General features: G+C 39.2%; 20 protein-coding genes. 6 read left to right on the plus strand and 14 right to left on the minus strand.

Translation table 11 applies throughout. The features are described 5' to 3' along the window. Positions 1–710 precede the first annotated feature (710 nt). The 3 genes from HT685_RS06800 to leuS all read right to left on the minus strand — a co-directional run bounded on the left by HT685_RS06800 (position 711) and on the right by leuS (position 4,446). Positions 711–1,127 (minus strand): GNAT family N-acetyltransferase, encoded by a 417-nt coding sequence (locus tag HT685_RS06800; protein WP_173225183.1) that lies wholly within the window; start codon positions 1,125–1,127, stop codon positions 711–713. An 11-nt stretch (positions 1,128–1,138) separates the two neighbouring features. After that, positions 1,139–1,834: a GNAT family protein gene (locus tag HT685_RS06805; RefSeq protein WP_173225180.1), complete on the minus strand. Its 696-nt coding sequence runs from the start codon at positions 1,832–1,834 to the stop codon at positions 1,139–1,141. Between the two features lie 110 nt (positions 1,835–1,944). Further along, the gene (gene leuS / locus HT685_RS06810) at positions 1,945–4,446 is read right to left on the minus strand and encodes a leucine--tRNA ligase (RefSeq protein WP_173225177.1); all 2,502 of its coding nucleotides are present in this window, start codon (positions 4,444–4,446) and stop codon (positions 1,945–1,947) included. Positions 4,447–4,593: 147 nt separating this feature from the next. On the opposite strand from leuS, the gene HT685_RS06815 reads away from it, so the two are divergent. From HT685_RS06815 to HT685_RS06840, 6 genes are all read left to right on the plus strand, one after another. Beyond that, positions 4,594–6,243 (plus strand): histidine kinase, encoded by a 1,650-nt coding sequence (locus tag HT685_RS06815; RefSeq protein ID WP_173251635.1) that lies wholly within the window; start codon positions 4,594–4,596, stop codon positions 6,241–6,243. After that, complete coding sequence (locus HT685_RS06820) at positions 6,236–7,006, plus strand: response regulator (protein WP_173251633.1); 771 nt, start codon at positions 6,236–6,238, stop codon at positions 7,004–7,006. Before HT685_RS06815 ends, HT685_RS06820 begins: the two co-directional genes overlap by 8 nt. Positions 7,007–7,299: 293 nt before the next feature. Next, complete coding sequence (locus tag HT685_RS06825) at positions 7,300–8,340, plus strand: ABC transporter substrate-binding protein (RefSeq protein ID WP_173251631.1); 1,041 nt, start codon at positions 7,300–7,302, stop codon at positions 8,338–8,340. Positions 8,341–8,501: 161 nt separating this feature from the next. After that, positions 8,502–9,548: an ABC transporter substrate-binding protein gene (locus tag HT685_RS06830; RefSeq protein WP_023946787.1), complete on the plus strand. Its 1,047-nt coding sequence runs from the start codon at positions 8,502–8,504 to the stop codon at positions 9,546–9,548. A gap of 12 nt (positions 9,549–9,560) precedes the next feature. After that, positions 9,561–10,652, plus strand: coding sequence for an ABC transporter ATP-binding protein (locus tag HT685_RS06835; RefSeq protein ID WP_173251626.1), 1,092 nt, complete (start codon positions 9,561–9,563; stop codon positions 10,650–10,652). Further along, a complete protein-coding gene (locus tag HT685_RS06840; protein ID WP_173278995.1) occupies positions 10,642–12,300 on the plus strand; it encodes an iron ABC transporter permease in 1,659 nt (552 codons plus the stop codon). The genes HT685_RS06835 and HT685_RS06840 overlap by 11 nt, the downstream gene beginning before the upstream one ends. A gap of 101 nt (positions 12,301–12,401) precedes the next feature. Here HT685_RS06840 and HT685_RS06845 read toward each other — a convergent pair whose 3' ends face one another. The 11 genes from HT685_RS06845 to HT685_RS06895 all read right to left on the minus strand — a co-directional run bounded on the left by HT685_RS06845 (position 12,402) and on the right by HT685_RS06895 (position 20,020). Then, on the minus strand, positions 12,402–13,094 hold the full coding sequence (locus HT685_RS06845) for a histidine phosphatase family protein (protein WP_173278996.1): 693 nt from the start codon (positions 13,092–13,094) through the stop codon (positions 12,402–12,404). Positions 13,095–13,326: 232 nt separating this feature from the next. Continuing rightward, positions 13,327–14,850: an N-acetylmuramoyl-L-alanine amidase family protein gene (locus tag HT685_RS06850; protein WP_173251617.1), complete on the minus strand. Its 1,524-nt coding sequence runs from the start codon at positions 14,848–14,850 to the stop codon at positions 13,327–13,329. Between the two features lie 17 nt (positions 14,851–14,867). Beyond that, positions 14,868–16,205, minus strand: a complete 1,338-nt coding sequence (locus tag HT685_RS06855; protein ID WP_173251615.1) for a PFL family protein — start codon at positions 16,203–16,205, stop codon at positions 14,868–14,870. Between the two features lie 9 nt (positions 16,206–16,214). Beyond that, entirely contained in the window at positions 16,215–16,481 is a 267-nt protein-coding gene (locus tag HT685_RS06860; protein WP_173251613.1) for an ACT domain-containing protein, read from the minus strand. Positions 16,482–16,745: 264 nt separating this feature from the next. Beyond that, positions 16,746–17,132: a 50S ribosomal protein L17 gene (gene rplQ, locus HT685_RS06865; RefSeq protein WP_000331493.1), complete on the minus strand. Its 387-nt coding sequence runs from the start codon at positions 17,130–17,132 to the stop codon at positions 16,746–16,748. A gap of 11 nt (positions 17,133–17,143) precedes the next feature. Further along, entirely contained in the window at positions 17,144–18,079 is a 936-nt protein-coding gene (locus tag HT685_RS06870; protein ID WP_000568988.1) for a DNA-directed RNA polymerase subunit alpha, read from the minus strand. 42 nt (positions 18,080–18,121) lie between these two features. After that, positions 18,122–18,505, minus strand: coding sequence for a 30S ribosomal protein S11 (gene rpsK, locus HT685_RS06875; protein ID WP_001118385.1), 384 nt, complete (start codon positions 18,503–18,505; stop codon positions 18,122–18,124). A 17-nt stretch (positions 18,506–18,522) separates the two neighbouring features. Then, entirely contained in the window at positions 18,523–18,888 is a 366-nt protein-coding gene (gene rpsM / locus HT685_RS06880; RefSeq protein ID WP_000090781.1) for a 30S ribosomal protein S13, read from the minus strand. A 17-nt stretch (positions 18,889–18,905) separates the two neighbouring features. After that, entirely contained in the window at positions 18,906–19,022 is a 117-nt protein-coding gene (gene rpmJ, locus HT685_RS06885; RefSeq protein ID WP_001808836.1) for a 50S ribosomal protein L36, read from the minus strand. Positions 19,023–19,046: 24 nt separating this feature from the next. Beyond that, the gene (gene infA, locus HT685_RS06890) at positions 19,047–19,265 is read right to left on the minus strand and encodes a translation initiation factor IF-1 (RefSeq protein ID WP_001029883.1); all 219 of its coding nucleotides are present in this window, start codon (positions 19,263–19,265) and stop codon (positions 19,047–19,049) included. Positions 19,266–19,381: 116 nt separating this feature from the next. Beyond that, entirely contained in the window at positions 19,382–20,020 is a 639-nt protein-coding gene (locus tag HT685_RS06895) for an adenylate kinase (RefSeq protein ID WP_001050436.1), read from the minus strand. Between the last annotated feature and the right edge of the window lie 154 nt (positions 20,021–20,174).

The raw sequence follows: 20,174 nt of genomic DNA on the forward strand, positions 1-20,174 counted from the left end.
ATCTTTAACCGCCGTACAACAAGACTTTCAAGTTTAAGAGAAAATTAGGGATTCTATCAATTTCATAGAAATTTTGATTTAGTAAACGAATAGACAACCTTACATGTCACTCCTCATTTAATACGCCACTACTGGACAAGCAAAATCATTATTACAGCAGTTTCAGTCCTTCAATTAACAGTCGCTTACAATCAAATTGAGTTTGAAATAGCTGAAGCGACAACAGACCTATTTCTTAGCCATATTCGCTAAAAAATCCCCGCCAAAATCTCAAAAAGTCCCCGCCAATTCCCCGACCAAAATCCGAAAAATATCGAAAAATATCGGAAAATGATGTTTAGAAAACTCTCCAAAAGCCTGAAATAGAGCCAAAAAACTCCACCTGATTGGGTGGAGTTAAGGGAGATTATTATGAAAAAGAAAAGTTTAGGATTTTATTAAATAAAGTTAGGAGGTCTTTATTTAATAACTATATGATACTAGACAAAGCTTAAAACTAGCTTAACTTTTCTCATATTTTACTATTTTACAAAAAAATTCTATTACCATCACCTCACCCCACAAAAAAGTCACCTGATTGGGTGACTTCATTAGGAGATTATGATGAAAAAAAGTTTTAGGATTTCATTAAATAAAGTTAGGAGGTCTTTATTTAATGACTATATAATACTAGACCATCCTTAAACTTTGCTTAAGAAAAAACAAGTTTTTTATTTTTCTTTGTTTACCCAAATCATTCCTGTACAATCATAGGTGGATAAAGTTTCAAAACCCATAGAACGATAGAATCCCAAGGTGCTTTCTGTCTCTTCTGTTACCAGCTGGACTTGATAGGCATCTTTGTAATCCTTTAAAGCCTCTTTCATCAAGAGACTACCAATCCCTTGACGCTGATAGATAGGTAAAACGATTAAATCCTGTACAAAAACTGATGAAAAACCATCTCCAACCAAACGAATCAAGCCCACCACAGCATCGCCATCAAACGCTAAATACATAGCAAGCGAATGAGATAAGGCCTGCTCCAGCATCTCTGGTTGATGGGTATAATTTGTCCAACCGACAGCCTGATAGAGATGCAAAACATCCTCTAGCTTGACAATTTCTTGCTTTTTAATAGTAATCATCTCAACACCTCTTAAAGCTCTCTCAAGCTCTTGTACTGTCGTCCATTTTGGTCAAAATTTTCAGGACGCAACCATGTTTCCAAACGAGATTTGACTTGAGGCCAGTCCTTATCAATCATAGACAACCAATCCGTATCTCTTGTACGCCCCTTATAAACCACTGCCTGACGAAAGGTTCCTTCATAGACAAAGCCCAAACGCTCCGCTGCTCGTCTGGATGGCAGATTTAAGGAATCGCATTTCCACTCGTAGCGACGATAGTTCAGCTCCTCAAAAACATAGCGAGCCAGTAGATACTGGACTTCTGTCCCTATCCGTGTCCCCCTGAGTTTTGGAGAAAAAGTGACAGCTCCCACTTCTATTACTCGGTTATTCTGGTCAATGCGCATGAGAGAAAATGTTCCCAAAGCCTTACCAGTTGCCTTGTCTACAATCGCATAGTAAAAACGATCCTTACGAGCCAACATCTGATTTAAAAGGCTAACCAACTCCTCCAGATTTGCCACTGACTCCTGAAAGAGGTAGGTCCACATCTCCCGAGGAGTATCAGGGCCATAAACAGCTAGCAAGTCCTCTGCATGCTTTTCCACTGAAAGAGCCTCTATCCTAGCATAACGTCCTTCTAAGAAATCAATAGCAGGCAATTCACCTGGTGTATAACCTTCCATTGAGTCACCAATCATCTGACCATATTCGTTTACTGGCATCTTTCTTCTCCTTGTTTCGCTTTTCAAACTTTATAGTTGCCCATAGTATATCATACTTTCATAAGAAAATTCAAAAAATCCTCCAGATTCTACTCTGAAGGATTCCTATCTTATTTCACAACAATGTTAACCAATTTATTCGGTACCGCAATCACTTTCATGATGTCCTTACCGTCAATTTCTGCTTTGACTTTTTCATCAGCGAGAGCAATTTCTTGCAATTCTTCGCGTGACAAGTCTTTAGCGACCATGAGTTTGGCACGAACTTTTCCTTTGACTTGAACGACGATTTCGATTTCGTCTTCAACCAATTTGCTTTCATCCCATGTTGGCCAAACCACGTAAGAGATTGACTCACCTGTTGCCGCAACTGTTTGCCAGAGTTCTTCTGTCAAGTGAGGTGCAAATGGGGCAATCAATTGGATAAAGCCTTTGGCGTAGTCTACATAAAGTTTTTCTTCCTTGTTAGCCGCGTTGACAAAGACCATCAGTTGGGCAATAGCTGTGTTGAATTTCATAGACTCGATTTGCTCAGTGACAGATTTGACTGTTTCATTGTAGACCTTATCAAGAGCGCCATTGTTTTCTGCAACAATTTCCTTGCTTGTAATCAAACGGTAAACACGGTCAAGGAATTTACGGCTTCCTTCCAGACCTTCTTCTGACCAAGCAATCGAAGCATCGAGTGGTCCCATAAACATTTCATAAACACGAAGGGTGTCAGCACCGTATTGTTCCACCACATCGTCTGGATTAACAACGTTCTTAAGCGATTTAGACATCTTAGCTGGTGCTTGCTCCAACTCTTCTCCTGTTTCCACATGGAAGAAAGAACCATCACGTTTTTCAACCTTGTCAGTCGCCACAAGAGCCCCACGGTGGTCACGGTAGCTTGTTCCCAAAATCATTCCTTGGTTAAAGAGTTTTTGGAATGGTTCCTTAGTTGGAACAACACCGAGGTCATAGAGGAATTTATGCCAGAAACGAGCATAAAGCAAGTGAAGAACGGCATGCTCTGCCCCACCCACGTAGATATCCACTGGCAACCATTGTTTGAGAAGATCCTCATCGGCCAATTTCTCAGTATTGTGTGGGTCAATATAGCGGAGGTAGTACCAGCTTGAACCTGCCCATTGTGGCATGGTGTTGGTTTCACGACGACCTTTAACACCATCTTCACGAGTCACTTCAAGCCAATCTGTCAAGTTAGCTAGTGGACTTTCACCAGTACCTGAAGGACGGATATCCTTGGTTACAGGCAAGACAAGTGGCAATTCACTTTCAGGGACAGCTGTTGAAGTTCCATCTTCCCAATGAATGATTGGAATTGGTTCACCCCAGTAACGTTGACGGCTAAAGAGCCAGTCGCGGAGACGGTAGGTAACCTTCTCTTGTCCACAACCTTTTTCTTCCAACCAAGCCACGATCTTGGCAATAGCGTCTTCTTTGTTGAGTCCATCTAGGAAGTCTGAATTGACGTGAAGTCCATCTTCTGTGTAGGCAGCTTCTGCTACATTTCCACCTTCCAGCACCTCTACGATTGGAAGGTCAAATTGTTTGGCAAATTCCCAATCACGTTGGTCATGGGCTGGCACAGCCATAACCGCACCTGTTCCATAACTAGCAAGAACATAGTCCGCAATCCAGATTGGGATTTCCTTACCATTGACAGGATTGATGGCATAAGCACCAGTCCAAACACCAGTTTTTTCTTTGGCAAGGTCGGTACGAGCCAAGTCAGATTTGAGGCTAGCTTGGTGTTTATAGTCTGCAACTGCTTCTGCTTGCTCTGTGCTTGTGATGGCATCTACTAGTTCATGCTCAGGAGCCAAAACAGTGAAAGTCGCACCGAAAAGGGTATCAGGACGAGTGGTAAAGACGGTGAATTCCTTGTCGGTTCCCTTAACTTTAAAAGTTACATTAGCACCAGTTGATTTCCCAATCCAGTTGCGTTGCATGTCCTTGATAGACTCTGGCCAATCAAGTTCATCTAAGTCATTGAGCAAACGCTCCGCATAGGCCGTGATTTTAAGCATCCATTGGCGCATTGGCTTGCGGACAACTGGATAGCCTCCACGCTCAGAAGTTCCATCAGGAAGAACCTCTTCATTGGCGATGGCTGTTCCCAATTCCTCAACCCAGTTTACTGGCACTTCCGCTTCATAGGCCAAGCCTTTTTCATAAAGCTTAGTGAAAATCCATTGGGTCCACTTGTAGTAGTTTGGATCTGTTGTATTGACTTCACGATCCCAGTCGTAAGAGAATCCAAGCACATTGATTTGGCGTTTGAAGTTAGCAATGTTTTCAGCCGTAAATTCCGCTGGGTCATTCCCCGTATCCATAGCATACTGCTCTGCAGGCAAACCAAAGGCATCCCAACCCATTGGGTGAAGGACATTGTAGCCTTGCGCACGTTTGTAACGGCTGAGGATATCCGTTGCTGTATAACCTTCTGGGTGTCCTACGTGCAGACCCGCTCCAGACGGATAAGGGAACATGTCAAGCGCATAAAACTTAGGTTTTGATGCATCTGTTCCTGTCTTAAATGTATGATGTTCTGCCCAGTAGCCCTGCCACTTAGGCTCAATTTCTTTATGATTGTAAAAACTCATGGTCTCTCTCCAATTTTGTGATGTTACTATTATACCATTTTTGAGGGAATTTGGTCTCGTTCTATTCTATACTTTTCTATTTTACCTTGCTCTAGAATTTTTAAACTGCTATACTTATAACAGAAAACCCTTCCAAGGAGGTAGCGGATGTCTCATTCCTTTAAAAAATCTCTCCAAAAAGAAATTCTCCATAGAAGCTCTATCGCAGCCTTTGTGACCTCACTCTTACTACTCATTTTACTTTTTGGTTTTTCCTATGTTTTACAAAAGCAGCAACTCTCCAAAGATACGAGACAGATTGTAAAACAGGTTCAAGAAATGAAAGAAGCCAATAATGAGCTCCTGACTACTATGAACCATAAAATGATTCCAGGATTTTTGGATGGCAAACACACAGAGAGAGAAGTCTTTAGCTTATTTTACGAGACAAAAGCTAAATTAAAACTTAGTTCTGATCTCATTATCCTAAGTGATACAGGTGAATTACTATTTAGTACCAATCGAAATCATCAAGAAAGTATTTTATCACCCTACTATCTAAAACTGCTCATTCAAAATCCTTCTCAAGATAAAGTTACAGAAAAAATTGCACTTTCTTCAGACAAGCAACACTACACACTCTTTATCAAACCACTACTTCAAAACCAACGAGTTAAGGCCTATACTATTGCTTTCGTAAATGAGAATGATTTCATCTCAAGTTTCCCAATGATCAATTCCAAATACATCATTACCGATAGCTTTGGAAATATGTTCTCCAACAATACAAATCAGTTTACTCGCTCCACTCTTGAAAAATTTGATGAAAAACTCCTACACTCTCGCACCCACTGGTATGCGAATGAACCGCTTATTGTTCAAAAAGAAAAAGTCGGTTCTATTTTTTCAATCTATACTTTTCAATCCTTTTTTCCCATTCCTAGCTTACTCGGCCTAGCCTCCATTCTCACCTTATGTATATTCTTCCTCTACTTCTGGCAAGCAAGACGAATTGCTCATAAGATTGCTACACACAACGCTGTTCCTATTGAAAGCTTGGTTTACCAACTTCAAGAAATTCCCAAACAAGCAGAAAAAAGGCTTTCTCTACAAACAGGTGATGAGTTTGAGTTTATGGCAGAAAAAATCAACAATATGTTGTACGAATTAGATCAACTTCATCAAAAAATGTTGACCATAGAAAAAGAAAAGTGGATTTTTGAAAGAAAAATGCTGGAAGCTCAGTTCAATCCTCATTTTCTCTACAATACACTTGAGACGATTAAAATCACTTCTTTAATGGATGCCGCTCTCACACAAGATCTAATTCAAAATCTCACGCGCATTCTTCGCTACAGTATCACCGATTTAGAAAAAGAAACAACCATTTGTCAGGATTTAAAGATTATAGAGGATTACCTGATTATTCATAAGATTCGTTTCGAGCACTTTTCCTATGATATTGTCTGCCCAGAAACTGTCGATAATCAGCCTATTCCTAAGCTTTTCTTGCTTCCTCTAGTAGAAAATGCTATAAAATATGGGATGCAATACCGTATTGATCTTCATATAGATATCCAAATTACCTTGGAAGCAGATTCTCTAACTTTTTTAGTCAAGGATAATGCTGGAGGACTAACCAAACAAGAGCGACTCGCTATTTTAGACTCTTTAGAAAGCCCTCATACCCAGCATGGCATCGTGAACAGCTACAAACGATTGAGCAATTTCTTTTCTGATGTCCAGCTAGATTTAGGAGTCAATCGCCAAGGAGAAACTTGGGTCAAATTTGTAACGAAAGGACTAACTCATGTTTAAGCTCATTATCGTAGAAGACGAACACCTCATCCGAAAATGGCTAGAGATTGCCGTAGACTACTCTGCCTTAGGTATCCAAGTCGTAGGAACTGCCAGTCACGGTCAAGAGGGAATGAAACTCATCCAAGAAAAAGAACCTCATATTGTCTTAACAGACATCACAATGCCAATTATGGATGCTTTTATGATGTTCGAAGCCACTCGTACCCTCCCCTATGAAAAAGTTATCTTATCAGGTTATAACGATTTTCAAAATGCCAAAAAAGCCATGCAATATGGAGCAGTTGATTTCTTATCCAAACCAATTGATACCAAGGAGGTGACAGAATGTCTTCAAAAAATTGTTTTGCGATTACGAGTTAGCACTCGTCAAGAAACTCCTTTTTTAGAAGAATATCAAACTTTACTTACCTCTATCCAACAAATTGATACACAAAACCAAATCATTCAGCAAATTCTTGAATTTGTTCATCAACACTACTGTATGCACTTTACCATTTCTAGCATTGCAGAGAATCTAGGGTATAGCGAAAGTTATCTATATAAGGTTATCAAAGAAGACTTCCCAATGACGCTAAATGAATATATCTTACGCTACCGCCTCAAGCAAGCTATAGATAAAATAGCTGAGTCCCCTAATTCTCCCTTAAGCGATATCTCTGAACAAGTTGGATTTTCAGACTATAAATATTTTGCCAAAGTTTTTAAAAAGTATCTCCATATTTCTCCAAAAGAATTAAAACTCATGGATAAAAATCATTGATGTAAAAAGATTGCTCAACTCTAGCAATCTTTTTATTTTGTACTTTTACTCAATGAAAATCAAAGTGCTAACTACTCAAATCATAGCTTTGAGATTGCAGATAAAGCGACGTGTTTTGAAGAGGATTACCATCGAAATCCCAGTTACAGTGTACCCATCCTTGCTCGAGATACCCATTTTCTATTTCCCGTTTTAGATTTCTTTAAGGTTTTTATTATATCCTGTAGAACTCTACAATTTAAAGACATTAACAATCTAGGTAGAGAAAATGTTCGTAAAAAAAGGAGATACTTATGAAAAAAATACTATTCTTTCTCTCTTGTGGCTGGATATTCCTTTCTTTATCAGGATGTTCTTCACCTATAGAAGCGGAAACTAGCGCTGAAAAAGATTCAGATAGCACTTTGGTTGTCTACTCGCCTAACCCTGAAGACCTTATCGAAGAAACAGTCCCAGCCTTCGAAGAAAAATATGGTATTAAGGTTGATTTAGTACAAGCCAGCACGGGTGAATTGTTCAAAAAAGCTGAGGCCGAAAAAGAATCCCCAGTAGCTGATGTCATTTTCGGAGGCTCCTACGCCCTCTTCTCTTCTAACGAAAAACTTTTTGAACCTTATATTTCCCAAGAGAACGACCAGATAATCCCTGAATATCAAAATAAAACAGGATTCTACACTCCCTATACACTTGATGTCAGTGTCATCATTGCCAATTCAGCTCTTACAAAAGATATAAAAATTGAAGGCTACAATGATCTACTCAATCCTAAATTAAAAGGAAAAATTGCTACTGCTGATCCAAGTAATGCTTCTAGCGCCTTTGCTCAATTAACAAACATGCTTGTCGATCAAGGTGGATACGAAAATGAACAAGCTTGGACCTATGTAAAAAATCTATTTACCCTGGTAGATGGAAAGATTGCATCTAGTTCTTCAAATGTTTACAAAGCTGTCGCCGATGGGGAAATGGCTGTAGGGCTCACCTATGAAGATCCTGCCTTAAAACTCTTAAACGACGGAGTTGATGTAAAAGTTATTTATCCAAAAGAAGGTACCGTCTTTTTACCTGGTAACGCTGCTATCGTCAAAAATGCCAAACATATGGAAAACGCTAAGAAATTTATCGATTTCCTCCTTTCTCAAGAAATCCAAGATAAGCTAGGAACTGAAACTACAATTAGACCTATTCGTAAAAATGCTAAAACCAATAAAAATATGAAGGCTATGACAGAAATCAATATTGCCACTGAAGATTCCGATTATGTCATTAAAAACAAATCCGCCATTCTTAAAAAGTACAATGATATTTTTACAGATATCCAATCTAAAAAATAAAATTTGACTTACTAGTGATTAACTGTCAAACCCTGCTATAAAATCAAAAGATTACTTCCGTTTTTGTAGAGAATTTTACTCTAATAGAATAGAATTATCGGTTTTAAAAACGCTTACATTATTTTAAAATAAACTTAAATAACACAACGGAGGTATCCATCATGAAAAAGAAATGGATGTATTATGCTGCTTGCGGACTAGCTCTTTTTGGTCTTGCTGCTTGTTCTTCTAATGAATCTGCCGATGGCGATTCATCTGATAAAGGAGACGGCGGTTCGCTAGTCGTTTATTCACCAAACTCAGAGGGCTTAATCGGAGCAACTATTCCTGCCTTTGAAGAAAAATATGGTATCAAAGTAGAACTGATTCAAGCTGGTACTGGAGAACTTTTCAAAAAATTAGAGTCAGAAAAAGAAGCTCCTGTCGCTGATGTCATCTTTGGTGGTTCTTATACACAATATGCTACCCACGGAGAACTATTTGAAAACTATACTTCAAAAGAAAATGATAATGTTATCAAAGAATATCAAAACACAACTGGCTACTCTACTCCTTATACGCTAGATGGTAGTGTTTTAATCGTCAACCCTGATTTAACTAAAGGCATGAACATCGAAGGATATAGCGACCTTCTCAAACCTGAACTAAAAGGAAAAATCGCAACTGCTGACCCAGCAAACTCTTCTAGCGCCTTTGCTCAATTAACAAATATGCTACAAGCTCAAGGTGGTTACAAAGATGATAAGGCTTGGTCTTATGTAAAAGATCTCTTCACACTTATTGACGGTAAAATCGGTTCAAGCTCATCTGGTGTCTATAAAGCAGTCGCTGACGGAGAAATGGCTGTCGGTCTCTCTTATGAAGATCCAGCAGTTAAACTCTTAAATGACGGAGCTAACATCAAGGTAGTCTATCCAAAAGAAGGAACAGTCTTCCTACCTGCTAGTGCTGCTATCGTTAAAAAAGCTAAAAACATGGAAAATGCCAAGAAATTTATCGATTTTATTATCTCTCAAGAAGTACAAGATACACTTGGTACAACCACTACTAACCGTCCTGTTCGTAAAAATGCTAAAACAAGCGAAAATATGAAACCAATTGACAAAATCAAAACACTCACTGAAGATTATGATTATGTCATCAAGAATAAATCAGATATTGTTAAGAAATACAACGAAGTCTTCACAGATATCCAATCTAAACAGTAAAAGAGGTTCACTATGAGTGAGATCAAAATTATTAACGCCAAAAAAATCTACCACGATGTCCCTGTTATTGAGAATTTGAACATTACAATTCCAAAAGGAAGTCTCTTTACCCTTCTTGGACCTTCAGGATGTGGGAAAACGACCCTTCTTCGTATGATTGCAGGTTTCAACAGTATCGAAGGCGGAGAATTTTACTTCGATGATACAAAAATCAATAATATGGAACCCAGCAAACGCAATATCGGGATGGTTTTCCAAAACTACGCTATTTTCCCACATTTGACTGTTCGAGATAATGTTGCTTTTGGTCTCAAGCAAAAGAAAGTCCCTAAAGAAGAATTGATCCAACAGACCAATAAATATCTTGAACTCATGCAAATTGCTCAATATGCGGATCGGAAGCCCGATAAACTCAGTGGTGGACAACAACAACGTGTCGCCTTGGCACGTGCCTTAACAGTTAATCCAAGTGTTCTCCTCATGGACGAACCACTTAGTAACCTAGATGCCAAACTTCGCTTGGATATGCGTCAAGCTATTCGAGAAATCCAACACGAAGTGGGAATTACAACTGTTTATGTGACCCACGACCAAGAAGAAGCTATGGCTATTTCAGACCAAATTGCTGTTATGAAAGATGGGGTGATCCAACAAATCGGCCGACCAAAAGAACTCTATCATAAACCAGCTAATGAGTTTGTAGCAACCTTTATCGGACGCACAAATATTATCCCTGCCAATCTCGAAAAACGGAGCGATGGCGCTTATATCGTCTTTTCAGATGGCTATGCCCTTCGAATGCCAGCTCTTGATCATGCTGAGGCACAAGCTATTCATGTAAGCATTCGTCCAGAAGAATTTATCAAAGATGAATCTGGAGATATTGAAGGAACTATTAGCGATAGCGTCTATCTTGGACTAAATACGGAGTATTTCATCGAGACAGGCTTTGCCTCAAAAATTCAAGTTAGTGAAGAATCAACTTTTGAAGAAGATCTACAAAAAGGCGATCGTATTCGTCTACGAATCAATACCCAAAAATTAAACGTCTTTTCTGCAGATGGTTCCCAAAACCTGATAAAAGGAGTCAACCATGGAACGTAAAAAACTAAATATTTGGACAGCCTCCTCTTTCTTCATCTTTCTTACCTATCTTGTCTTTCTCGTTTATCCTATCGTTACCGTGCTCAAGCAAGCACTTATACATGAAGGGCAATTCTCACTAGCTGATTTTGTCACTTTCTTTGGTAAAGCCTACTACTCTGAGACACTTGTCAACAGTTTCAAGGTTTCCATTACCGCTACTGTCACTTCCTTAGTTGTAGGAACCCTATTAGCTTATCTCTTCTCTATGTATGACTTCAAGGGGAAGAAATTTCTACAAATATTGATTATCATTGCTTCCATGTCAGCTCCTTTCGTGGGAGCCTACTCCTGGATTCTCTTGCTGGGACGAAATGGGGTCATTACTAAATTCCTGACAAATACCCTTCATCTTCCAGCTATCGATATTTATGGATTCAAAGGAATTGTACTTGTCTTTACACTGCAACTATTCCCACTGGTATTTCTATACGTTGCTGGAACAATGAAAAGCATTGACAATTCCCTACTTGAAGCCGCTGAAAGCATGGGGTCCTTCGGATTTAAGCGTATCGTAACGGTTGTTTTACCTCTCCTTGTTCCAACCTTACTAGCTGCTGCCCTGCTTGTATTTATGAGAGCATTCTCAGACTTTGGAACGCCTATGTTGATTGGCGAAGGATATCGGACTTTCCCTGTCCTGATTTATACCCAATTCATTAGCGAGGTTGGAGGAAATTCTGCTTTTGCATCTGCTTTAGCCATTATGGCGATTATCATTGCCTTGGCGATTTTCCTTATCCAAAAATACATTGCAAACCGCTACAGTTTCAGCATGAATTCGCTCCATCCAATTGAGCCTAAAAAAACTACAAAAGGAAAAATGGCTGCCATTTATGCAACAGTCTACGGAATTATCTTTATCTCTGTTTTACCTCAAATCTACTTGATTTATACCTCTTTCCTAAAAACATCAGGTATGGTATTTGTCAAAGGCTATTCTCTAAACAGTTACAAGGTAGCTTTCAATCGTATGGGATCTGCTATTTTCAATACTATTCGTATCCCTTTGATTGCCTTAGTCCTAGTTGTCCTTTTCGCAACATTTATCTCCTACCTAGCTGTTAGAAAACGGAATTTGTTTACAAACTTAATTGACAGCCTCAGTATGGTCCCTTATATTGTACCAGGAACCGTTCTAGGGATTGCCTTCATTTCTTCCTTCAATACTGGCCTATTTGGAAGTGGATTTCTTATGATTACAGGAACTGCTTTCATCTTGATTATGTCCCTATCTGTCAGAAGATTACCTTATACTATTCGCTCATCTGTTGCTAGCTTGCAACAAATAGCCCCAAGTATTGAAGAAGCCGCTGAAAGCTTAGGAAGTAGTCGTCTCAATACCTTTGCTAAGATTACAACTCCAATGATGCTATCTGGTATCATTTCTGGAGCCATCCTATCTTGGGTCACAATGATTTCAGAGCTCTCCACTTCTATCCTCCTCTACAATGTCAAAACAAGAACAATGACTGTAGCCATTTATACAGAGGTTCTCAGAGGAAATTACGGTGTAGCCGCAGCCTTGTCAACTATCTTGACTATTCTAACAGTAGCTTCCTTGCTCTTGTTTATGAAAATCTCTAAAAGCAATAGCATTACACTTTAGTTTCCCCATCAAAAACAGCCGAAAGGATTACCCTCGGCTGTTTTTTCTTGTCTTGATATTCTTATCAAATCCCTAGTTCAGAGCAAGCAAGTCTAGACTGATTAAATAGAGGCTTTCTCCATCTTCTCCCGTCCTAGTTCTCGGTAACTACGATCGCCGACAACCTCAACGCTAAACTGACCGTCCTCATATTCAAGTATCGTCACGCTACCATTATCTAGACCATGCGGATGCATACCATTGATCAGATAAACAATGGTTCCAATAGTCATTCCGTGGCTGACAACGAGGGCATTGCCCCCGCCTTGTTCTTCCATTTCTTTGGCAATTGCTTCAAAACCTTCCTTGATTCGGCTACTGAGTTTTTCCCATCCTTCAGCCCAACCAGCTGTATCGACCTCTACCAAACCCTCAGCCAGTTCAGCATAAGATAATTGGTGAACGTGGTCCACATTAAAGATACGAGGAATAATGCCCATGAAAAGATCACCATCATAAGCTCCATCAAAGCTACCAAAACACCATTCTCTGATACGCTTGTCCATGCGATAAGGGATTTTCCCCTGCAAGCCAAGTTCATCAAGGATAATTCCCATTGTCTGAATGGTGCGCCCTGAATCACTGGAATAAGCACGTTCAAACTGTAGACCAGATTCTCGCAAACCGATTCCTAATTCTTGAATCCCTCGTTCACCTTCAGCTGTTAAGGGAGTATCGCTCCAGCCTTGCGCGCGACCAATCGTGTTAAACATGGTCTTGCCATGACGTACCAAATACAATCGTACTTTTACCATTTTCCGTCCTCCGTTTGCTTCTATTATATCATGGATGATAAAACAAAAGCCACCCAGACAGGCGACTTTTGCAGGAGATTATTATGAAAAAGTTTAGGAGTTCTATTAAATAAAGATATTAGATGAAAATCAAATTCAAACTAAATCAGTGTTATCTGTTTCAAATAATATTAGGAGGTCTTTATTTAATGATTATAGTATACACAGCTAACCTTAAATAGAACTTAAAAAATTATACCCATTCACCTTTTTCATTTACTTTATAGCCGTTAATGGTCATATTTTTTGCCAATTTTCCATCAGCTAACAAGTAATACCACTTATCCCCATCTTTAATCCATTGGTTACGAGCATACTTACCATCTTGGTTCAGATAATACCAACTATCATACTGAGAATCAAATACCCACTCACTCTTAGCCATGTAACCGCCACGTTTTAGGTAGTATTCGCCCTGCCAAGCTTTCTCCACATAACTACCAGTTGAATCTACATAAAACCAGCTCTTATAGTCTTCATCATAAATCCATTCACTTGCAGCCATTGAAGCATCTGCTTTTAGATAATAACGGCCTACCCAACGGTTTCTTACAAGGTTACCAGAAAGGTCATTATAGTACCATTTTCCAGACTCTTTAAACCACTTACTTGCTTGATGATTTTTCTTAGTCTCTCCATTAGTGGTAACATTAGATTTAGATTGAGATAAAACTGAGGATGAAGTTCCAGTAGAAACTGCTTGAATAGCCTCTTCTTTTGTTACCTTAGGCTTAGCTTTTCCTTGGTAAACATCTTCGATACGCTTAGTAAATACAGATAACTCTTCAGGGGATAGCATGTGTACTAATTCAGGTTTCTCCTCATGTAAAAGACCAGCTTCCTTCTTGACTTTATGTATCCCTTCTTCAACTATATCATCAATCTTACTAAACATAGAAATCTTTTCTGCTTTCGAAAGTGTATCGTCATTACTAATGGCTGTCTTCTCCATAAAGGCAACAGCATTAATTTCCCGTATATTTTTTTCCTTAGGTACTGTAGAAATCGGATAATGATTGTTAGATAAAAATAGAGAAACTTTCTTAAGATAAGTATTTAAATTATCTTGATTATTAAATAAAGTTAAATACTTATCACTATCAACATATAAACCAGATTGATGAAAACCAGGTGCGTAGTAGCTTGAAACTCTAGCTAACATTTCTTTTTTCTCTAATTCTGTATAGTGAGAATCATTATTTATTTGAGAAATTACCAGATTCATTTTCTTTAGTATAGCAAGTTCAGCAACAATATACTTCATTCTATGACCAAAAAAATTATCTTTTTCTCTATAACGATCAATGTAGTTTTTTTTAGATTTGTTCTTAAACTCTGATAAAATATTTGGTAACTCTTCCAAAGGAATTTTTCCTTCTAAACTATACTTCCTTATATATTCTAACTCTCCCATGAAATCTTGTAACCTATAATTAAGTTCTTCTCTTAATTTATCTCTAATAGAGCTTACATCACTCTTGGAAAAAGAAACTGTATCCCAGTCTCCTTGATCAACCTGTTCAAAGATATTTTGTTTAATCAAATCAATTAAAAATTGCTTCGTTTCCTCAATTTTTTTATTAACCTCTTCTGGACTCACACTAGTGGTAGTTTCATGGCTTTCTTCCTGCGCAGAAACTACTTGACTGGCAAAAGTTGGGACTAGTAAAGTTGACAGTCCTAAAGCTACTAAAGCATGTTTCATTTCTTTTTTCATCATTTTCTCCTATTTTCTTAATTTTTAAAACTATGAATTGGTGCTGGGATTTGTCCCCCACGAGAAATGAAATCAACAGACGAAGCCCCATTGACCTTCATAACTGGAGCTGTACCAAGAAGACCACCAAACTCAATCATATCGCCTTCTTTTCCTTTTGGAATGATACGAACAGCTGTTGTTTTCATGTTAATAACACCAATTGCTGCTTCATCCGCAATCATGGCTGCAATGGTTTCAGCTGGCGTATCTTCTGGTATGGCAATCATATCCAATCCAACTGAACAGATAGCCGTCATGGCCTCTAGTTTTTCCAAATTAAGAGAGCCATTTTGCACTGCAGCAATCATTCCCTCATCCTCAGAAACGGGGATAAAGGCACCAGACAAACCACCGACTTGGTTGCAGGCCATCACTCCGCCCTTCTTAACTTGGTCATTCAGAAGTGCCAAGGCAGCCGTCGTCCCATGCGTACCAACTGTTTCTAGCCCCATTTCTTCAAGGACACGTGCAACAGAATCTCCAACCGCAGGAGTTGGCGCCAAACTCAAGTCCACAATACCAAACTCCACACCCAGTCTCTCACTGGCCATTTGACCAACCAATTGACCGATACGAGTGATTTTAAAGGCAGTTTTCTTAACTGTTTCGGCGACTACATCAAAGCTCTGTCCACGAACTTTTTCCAAGGCACGTTTTACCACACCAGGACCGGAAACTCCGACATTTATGATAACATCTGCCTCCCCAACACCATGGAAGGCACCCGCCATAAATGGATTGTCCTCAACAGCATTAGCGAATACAACCAACTTGGCCGCTCCCATATCTGATTGATTAGCCGTTTCCTTGATAATACGTCCCATATCAGCGACAGCCGTCATATTGATACCAGACTTGGTTGAGCCGATATTGACTGACGAGCAGACCTTGTCCGTTTCAGCCAAAGCACGAGGAATAGAATTGATGAGAATCTCATCTCCCTTTTGGTACCCCTTTTGTACCAAGGCAGAGAAACCACCAATAAAATCCACACCGATTTCTTTCGCAGCCTTATCAAGCGCTTTTGCCAGAACCACGTAGTCCGTCGCATCTGTCGCTGCTCCAATTAGAGAAATAGGTGTCACCGATACACGCTTATTAACGATTGGAATTCCCAACTCAGCAGCAATTTCATCGCCAACAGCCACTAAATTAGCTGCCTTGGTCCTAATCTTTTGATAAATTTTCTCCGCAGCACGATTGATATCTGGATCAATACAGTCTAATAGGGAAATCCCCATGGTAATAGTTCTGATATCGAAGTTTTGCTCCTCAATCATAGCGATGGTTTCAGTAACTTGTCTAATATCCATGATAACCTCCTAGATATTATACATAGCTTCGAAAATCGCTGCACTCTGAATATTGATTTTCACATTCAAAGTTTGCCCAAAAGTTTCAAACTCATTTCGCAGATAAGTAAAATCCTGCTTTTCATCACTAGAAACGACAGCCATCATCGTGAAATATTCATCCAAGACAGTTTGAGAGATATCATCAATATTCAAACCCAATTCTGCAATTTTAGCAGAAACACCCGCAACAATTCCAGATTTATCTTTGCCAACAACAGTTATAATCGCTTTCATAAGCAAACTCCAATTCTTCTTAAAATAAGAAACCTGAACATTAAACAGGATTCTTTTCAAATAGTATAGCATAATTCCAACTAAAATACTCAAAAACGCCTGCTTACGAAGTTGTTCTTAAGCAAAAAACAATTTCGTAAACAAGCGTCTACTATCCCAACTTATGATGAGTGTTCCCGCTAGGACCGAAATCCTAGCGGTAGACCAGAGCTAGACTAAGAGCACAAGACTCCATCATCATAACACTCAACAAAATTGATGATTTTATACTAATTCGATGATCGCCATTGGCGCTGCATCACCACGACGTGGTTCAGTTTTAAGGATACGAGTGTATCCACCGTTACGTTCAGCATAACGAGGTGCGATTTCTGAGAACAATTTTTGAAGTGCTGTAGTAGAAGTGTACTTATCAGTTGCTTCATCATAGTTTTCAGATGCGATTTCATTACGTACGAAAGCAGCTGCTTGACGACGTGCATGCAAATCACCACGTTTACCTAGAGTAATCATTTTTTCAACAGTTTTACGGATTTCTTTAGCACGAGCTTCAGTTGTCACGATTGATTCGTTGATCAAAAGGTCAGTTGTCAAATCGCGAAGCATTGCTTTACGTTGTGAGCTAGTGCGTCCTAGTTTACGGTAAGCCATGTATTCCTCCTTTATTTATCTTTTAATCCAAGACCCAAATCAATGAGTTTGAGTTTCACTTCTTCCAAACTCTTGCGTCCAAGATTTCGTACTTTCATCATCTCTGCTTCAGATTTTTCTGTCAAATCATGCACAGTATTGATACCGGCACGTTTCAAACAGTTGTATGAACGCACAGACAAGTCCAGTTCCTCAATCGTACGATCCAAAATACGGTCGTCAGATTCAGTATCAGCTTCTTTCATCACTTCAGTTGACTTGGCAATCTCAGTAAGATTTGTAAACAAATCAAGATGTTCTGTCAAAATACGTGCTGAAAGCCCTAAAGCATCTTCTGGAATAATTGTTCCATTAGTCAAGATTTCAAGGGTTAATTTATCAAATCCATCATTGCTACCTACACGAGCAGGTTCCACTTGATAGTTGACTTTTGTAACTGGTGTATAAATAGAATCTACAGCAAGTGTTCCAACTGGTGCATTATCTTTTTTATTTTCATCAGCAGGTACATATCCACGACCACTGTTAACAGTCATAGTCGCTTTTAGAGAAGAACCTTCACCGATTGTAAAAAGATAATGATCTGGATTTACAATTTCAATATCGCTATCTGTCAAAATGTCACCAGCTGTTACTTCAGCAGGACCTTCAACATCTAGTTCGATGATTTTTTCGTCTTCAACGTACGATTTCACTGCAATTCCTTTAATGTTCAGAATGATTTGCATCACGTCTTCACGAACACCTGGAACTGTGTCAAACTCATGTAACACACCATCAATGTTGATAGATGTCACAGCTGCTCCTGGTAGAGAAGCTAGAAGTACACGACGAAGAGAGTTACCAAGAGTTGTACCGTAGCCACGTTCAAGTGGTTCGATTACAAACTTGCCATAATCTTTATTTTCATCAATTTTTGTTATATTTGGTTTTTCAAACTCGATCATTTAGTTACTCCCTCTTAAACGAAAAGCAGTGTAATGCGATGATTATACACGGCGACGTTTTGGAGGACGAGCACCATTGTGTGGCACTGGAGTCACATCACGAATTGCTGTTACTTCAAGACCAGCGGCAGCAAGCGCACGAATAGCTGACTCACGACCAGAACCTGGACCTTTTACAGTAACTTCAACTGATTTAAGACCGTGTTCTTGTGCAGATTTAGCAGCAGCTTCAGAAGCCATTTGAGCAGCGAATGGTGTAGATTTACGAGAACCTTTGAAACCAAGAGCACCAGCTGATGACCAAGCAATTGCATTACCATGCACATCAGTAATCATAACAATAGTGTTATTAAATGTAGCGTGAATATGAGCAATACCAGATTCGATATTCTTTTTCACACGACGTTTACGTGTTGGTTTAGCCAAGACTTTTACCTCCTATATTATTTTTTCTTACCAGCAATCGCAACAGCTTTACCTTTACGAGTACGAGCGTTGTTTTTAGTGTTTTGTCCACGGACAGGAAGTCCACGACGGTGACGGATACCACGGTATGAACCGATTTCCATCAAACGTTTGATGTTCAAGTTTACTTCACGACGAAGGTCACCTTCAACTTTGATTGCATCCACTTCACGACGGATAGCATCTTCTTGATCTGATGTAAGATCACGTACACGAACATCTTCTGAGATTCCAGCAGCAGCCAAAATTTTCTTAGATGTTGCAAGTCCGATACCATAAACATAAGTCAATGAGATTACTACGCGTTTGTCATTTGGAATGTCAACTCCAGCAATACGAGCCATGTTTTCTCCTTTCTATCTTATCCTTGACGTTGTTTGTGTTTTGGATTTGCTGGGCAAATTACCATAACACGACCATTACGACGAATAACTTTACAGTATTCGCAAATTGGTTTGACCGATGGTCTTACTTTCATTTCTTATCCCTCCAAGTTTTTCGATTATTTAAAGCGGTAAGTGATACGTCCACGTGTCAAGTCATATGGACTCATTTCGACAGTAACACGATCTCCCGCTAAAATACGAATATAGTTTTTACGAATTTTACCAGAAACTGTTGCTAAAATCTGATGTCCATTTTCAAGTTCAACCGTAAACATTGCATTCGGCATTGTATCAACTACTTTGCCTTCAACTTCAATCACATCGTCTTTTGCCACGCAAAAGCACCTCCATAAATTTCGATTCGATGCCTCTAGACACAGAGACAACAATTATAAGTCAGACTATCTCAGTATAACATTTGTAGCGGATTTTTGCAAGTGTGAAAAACGCTTTATTTCAAATTTGTCAATACTTTTTCGATATCTGAGAAGACATCATTGATATCTTGATTACCTTCGATGTCATGAACCAAACCTTTGGCACGGTAGTGAGCAATGATTGGTTCTCCTTGAGCAATATTCACATCCAAACGACGTTTGACTGTCTCAGGCTTATCATCTTCACGTTGGTAGTAATCTTCTTCTTTATAGTCAACTGGTGGGTTAAAGACCTTATGGAAAGTTTCTCCAGTTACGCGGTGGATGATACGACCACTCAAACGTTCCAAGAGGCTGTCTGGATTCACTTCGATGTTGATAACACCTTCTAGTTCGATGCCAAGTTCAGCCAATGTTTTGTCCAAGGCATGAGCTTGTTCGATTGTACGTGGGTAACCATCCAACAAGAATCCTGTTTCTTTAATATCATCTTGTGAAAGACGTTCTTTTACGATTCCATTTGTAACTTCGTCAGGAACCAATTCACCCTTGTCAATGTATGACTTAGCAAGAACACCCATTTCAGTTTGATTTGCCATTGCAGCGCGGAACATATCACCTGTTGAGATATGTGCAACATGGAATTGTTCTACGATTTTTGCTGCTTGAGTTCCCTTACCTGCACCAGGTAAGCCCATAATCAAAAGATTCATGATCTGATCTCCTTATTTTATTTTTAAATAGAAGCAAAAAGTCTTTTCACCCCTATTTAAAAACAAAATAGAAGAGGGGAGACCAAACTCTCACTAATGTTAGAGTTAAACCTCCACTCCCTCAGCATTTACTGCTTCATACTCAATGAAAATC

The sequence above is a fragment of the Streptococcus sp. 5004 genome (assembly GCF_013276755.1).
Classification (GTDB): domain Bacteria; phylum Bacillota; class Bacilli; order Lactobacillales; family Streptococcaceae; genus Streptococcus.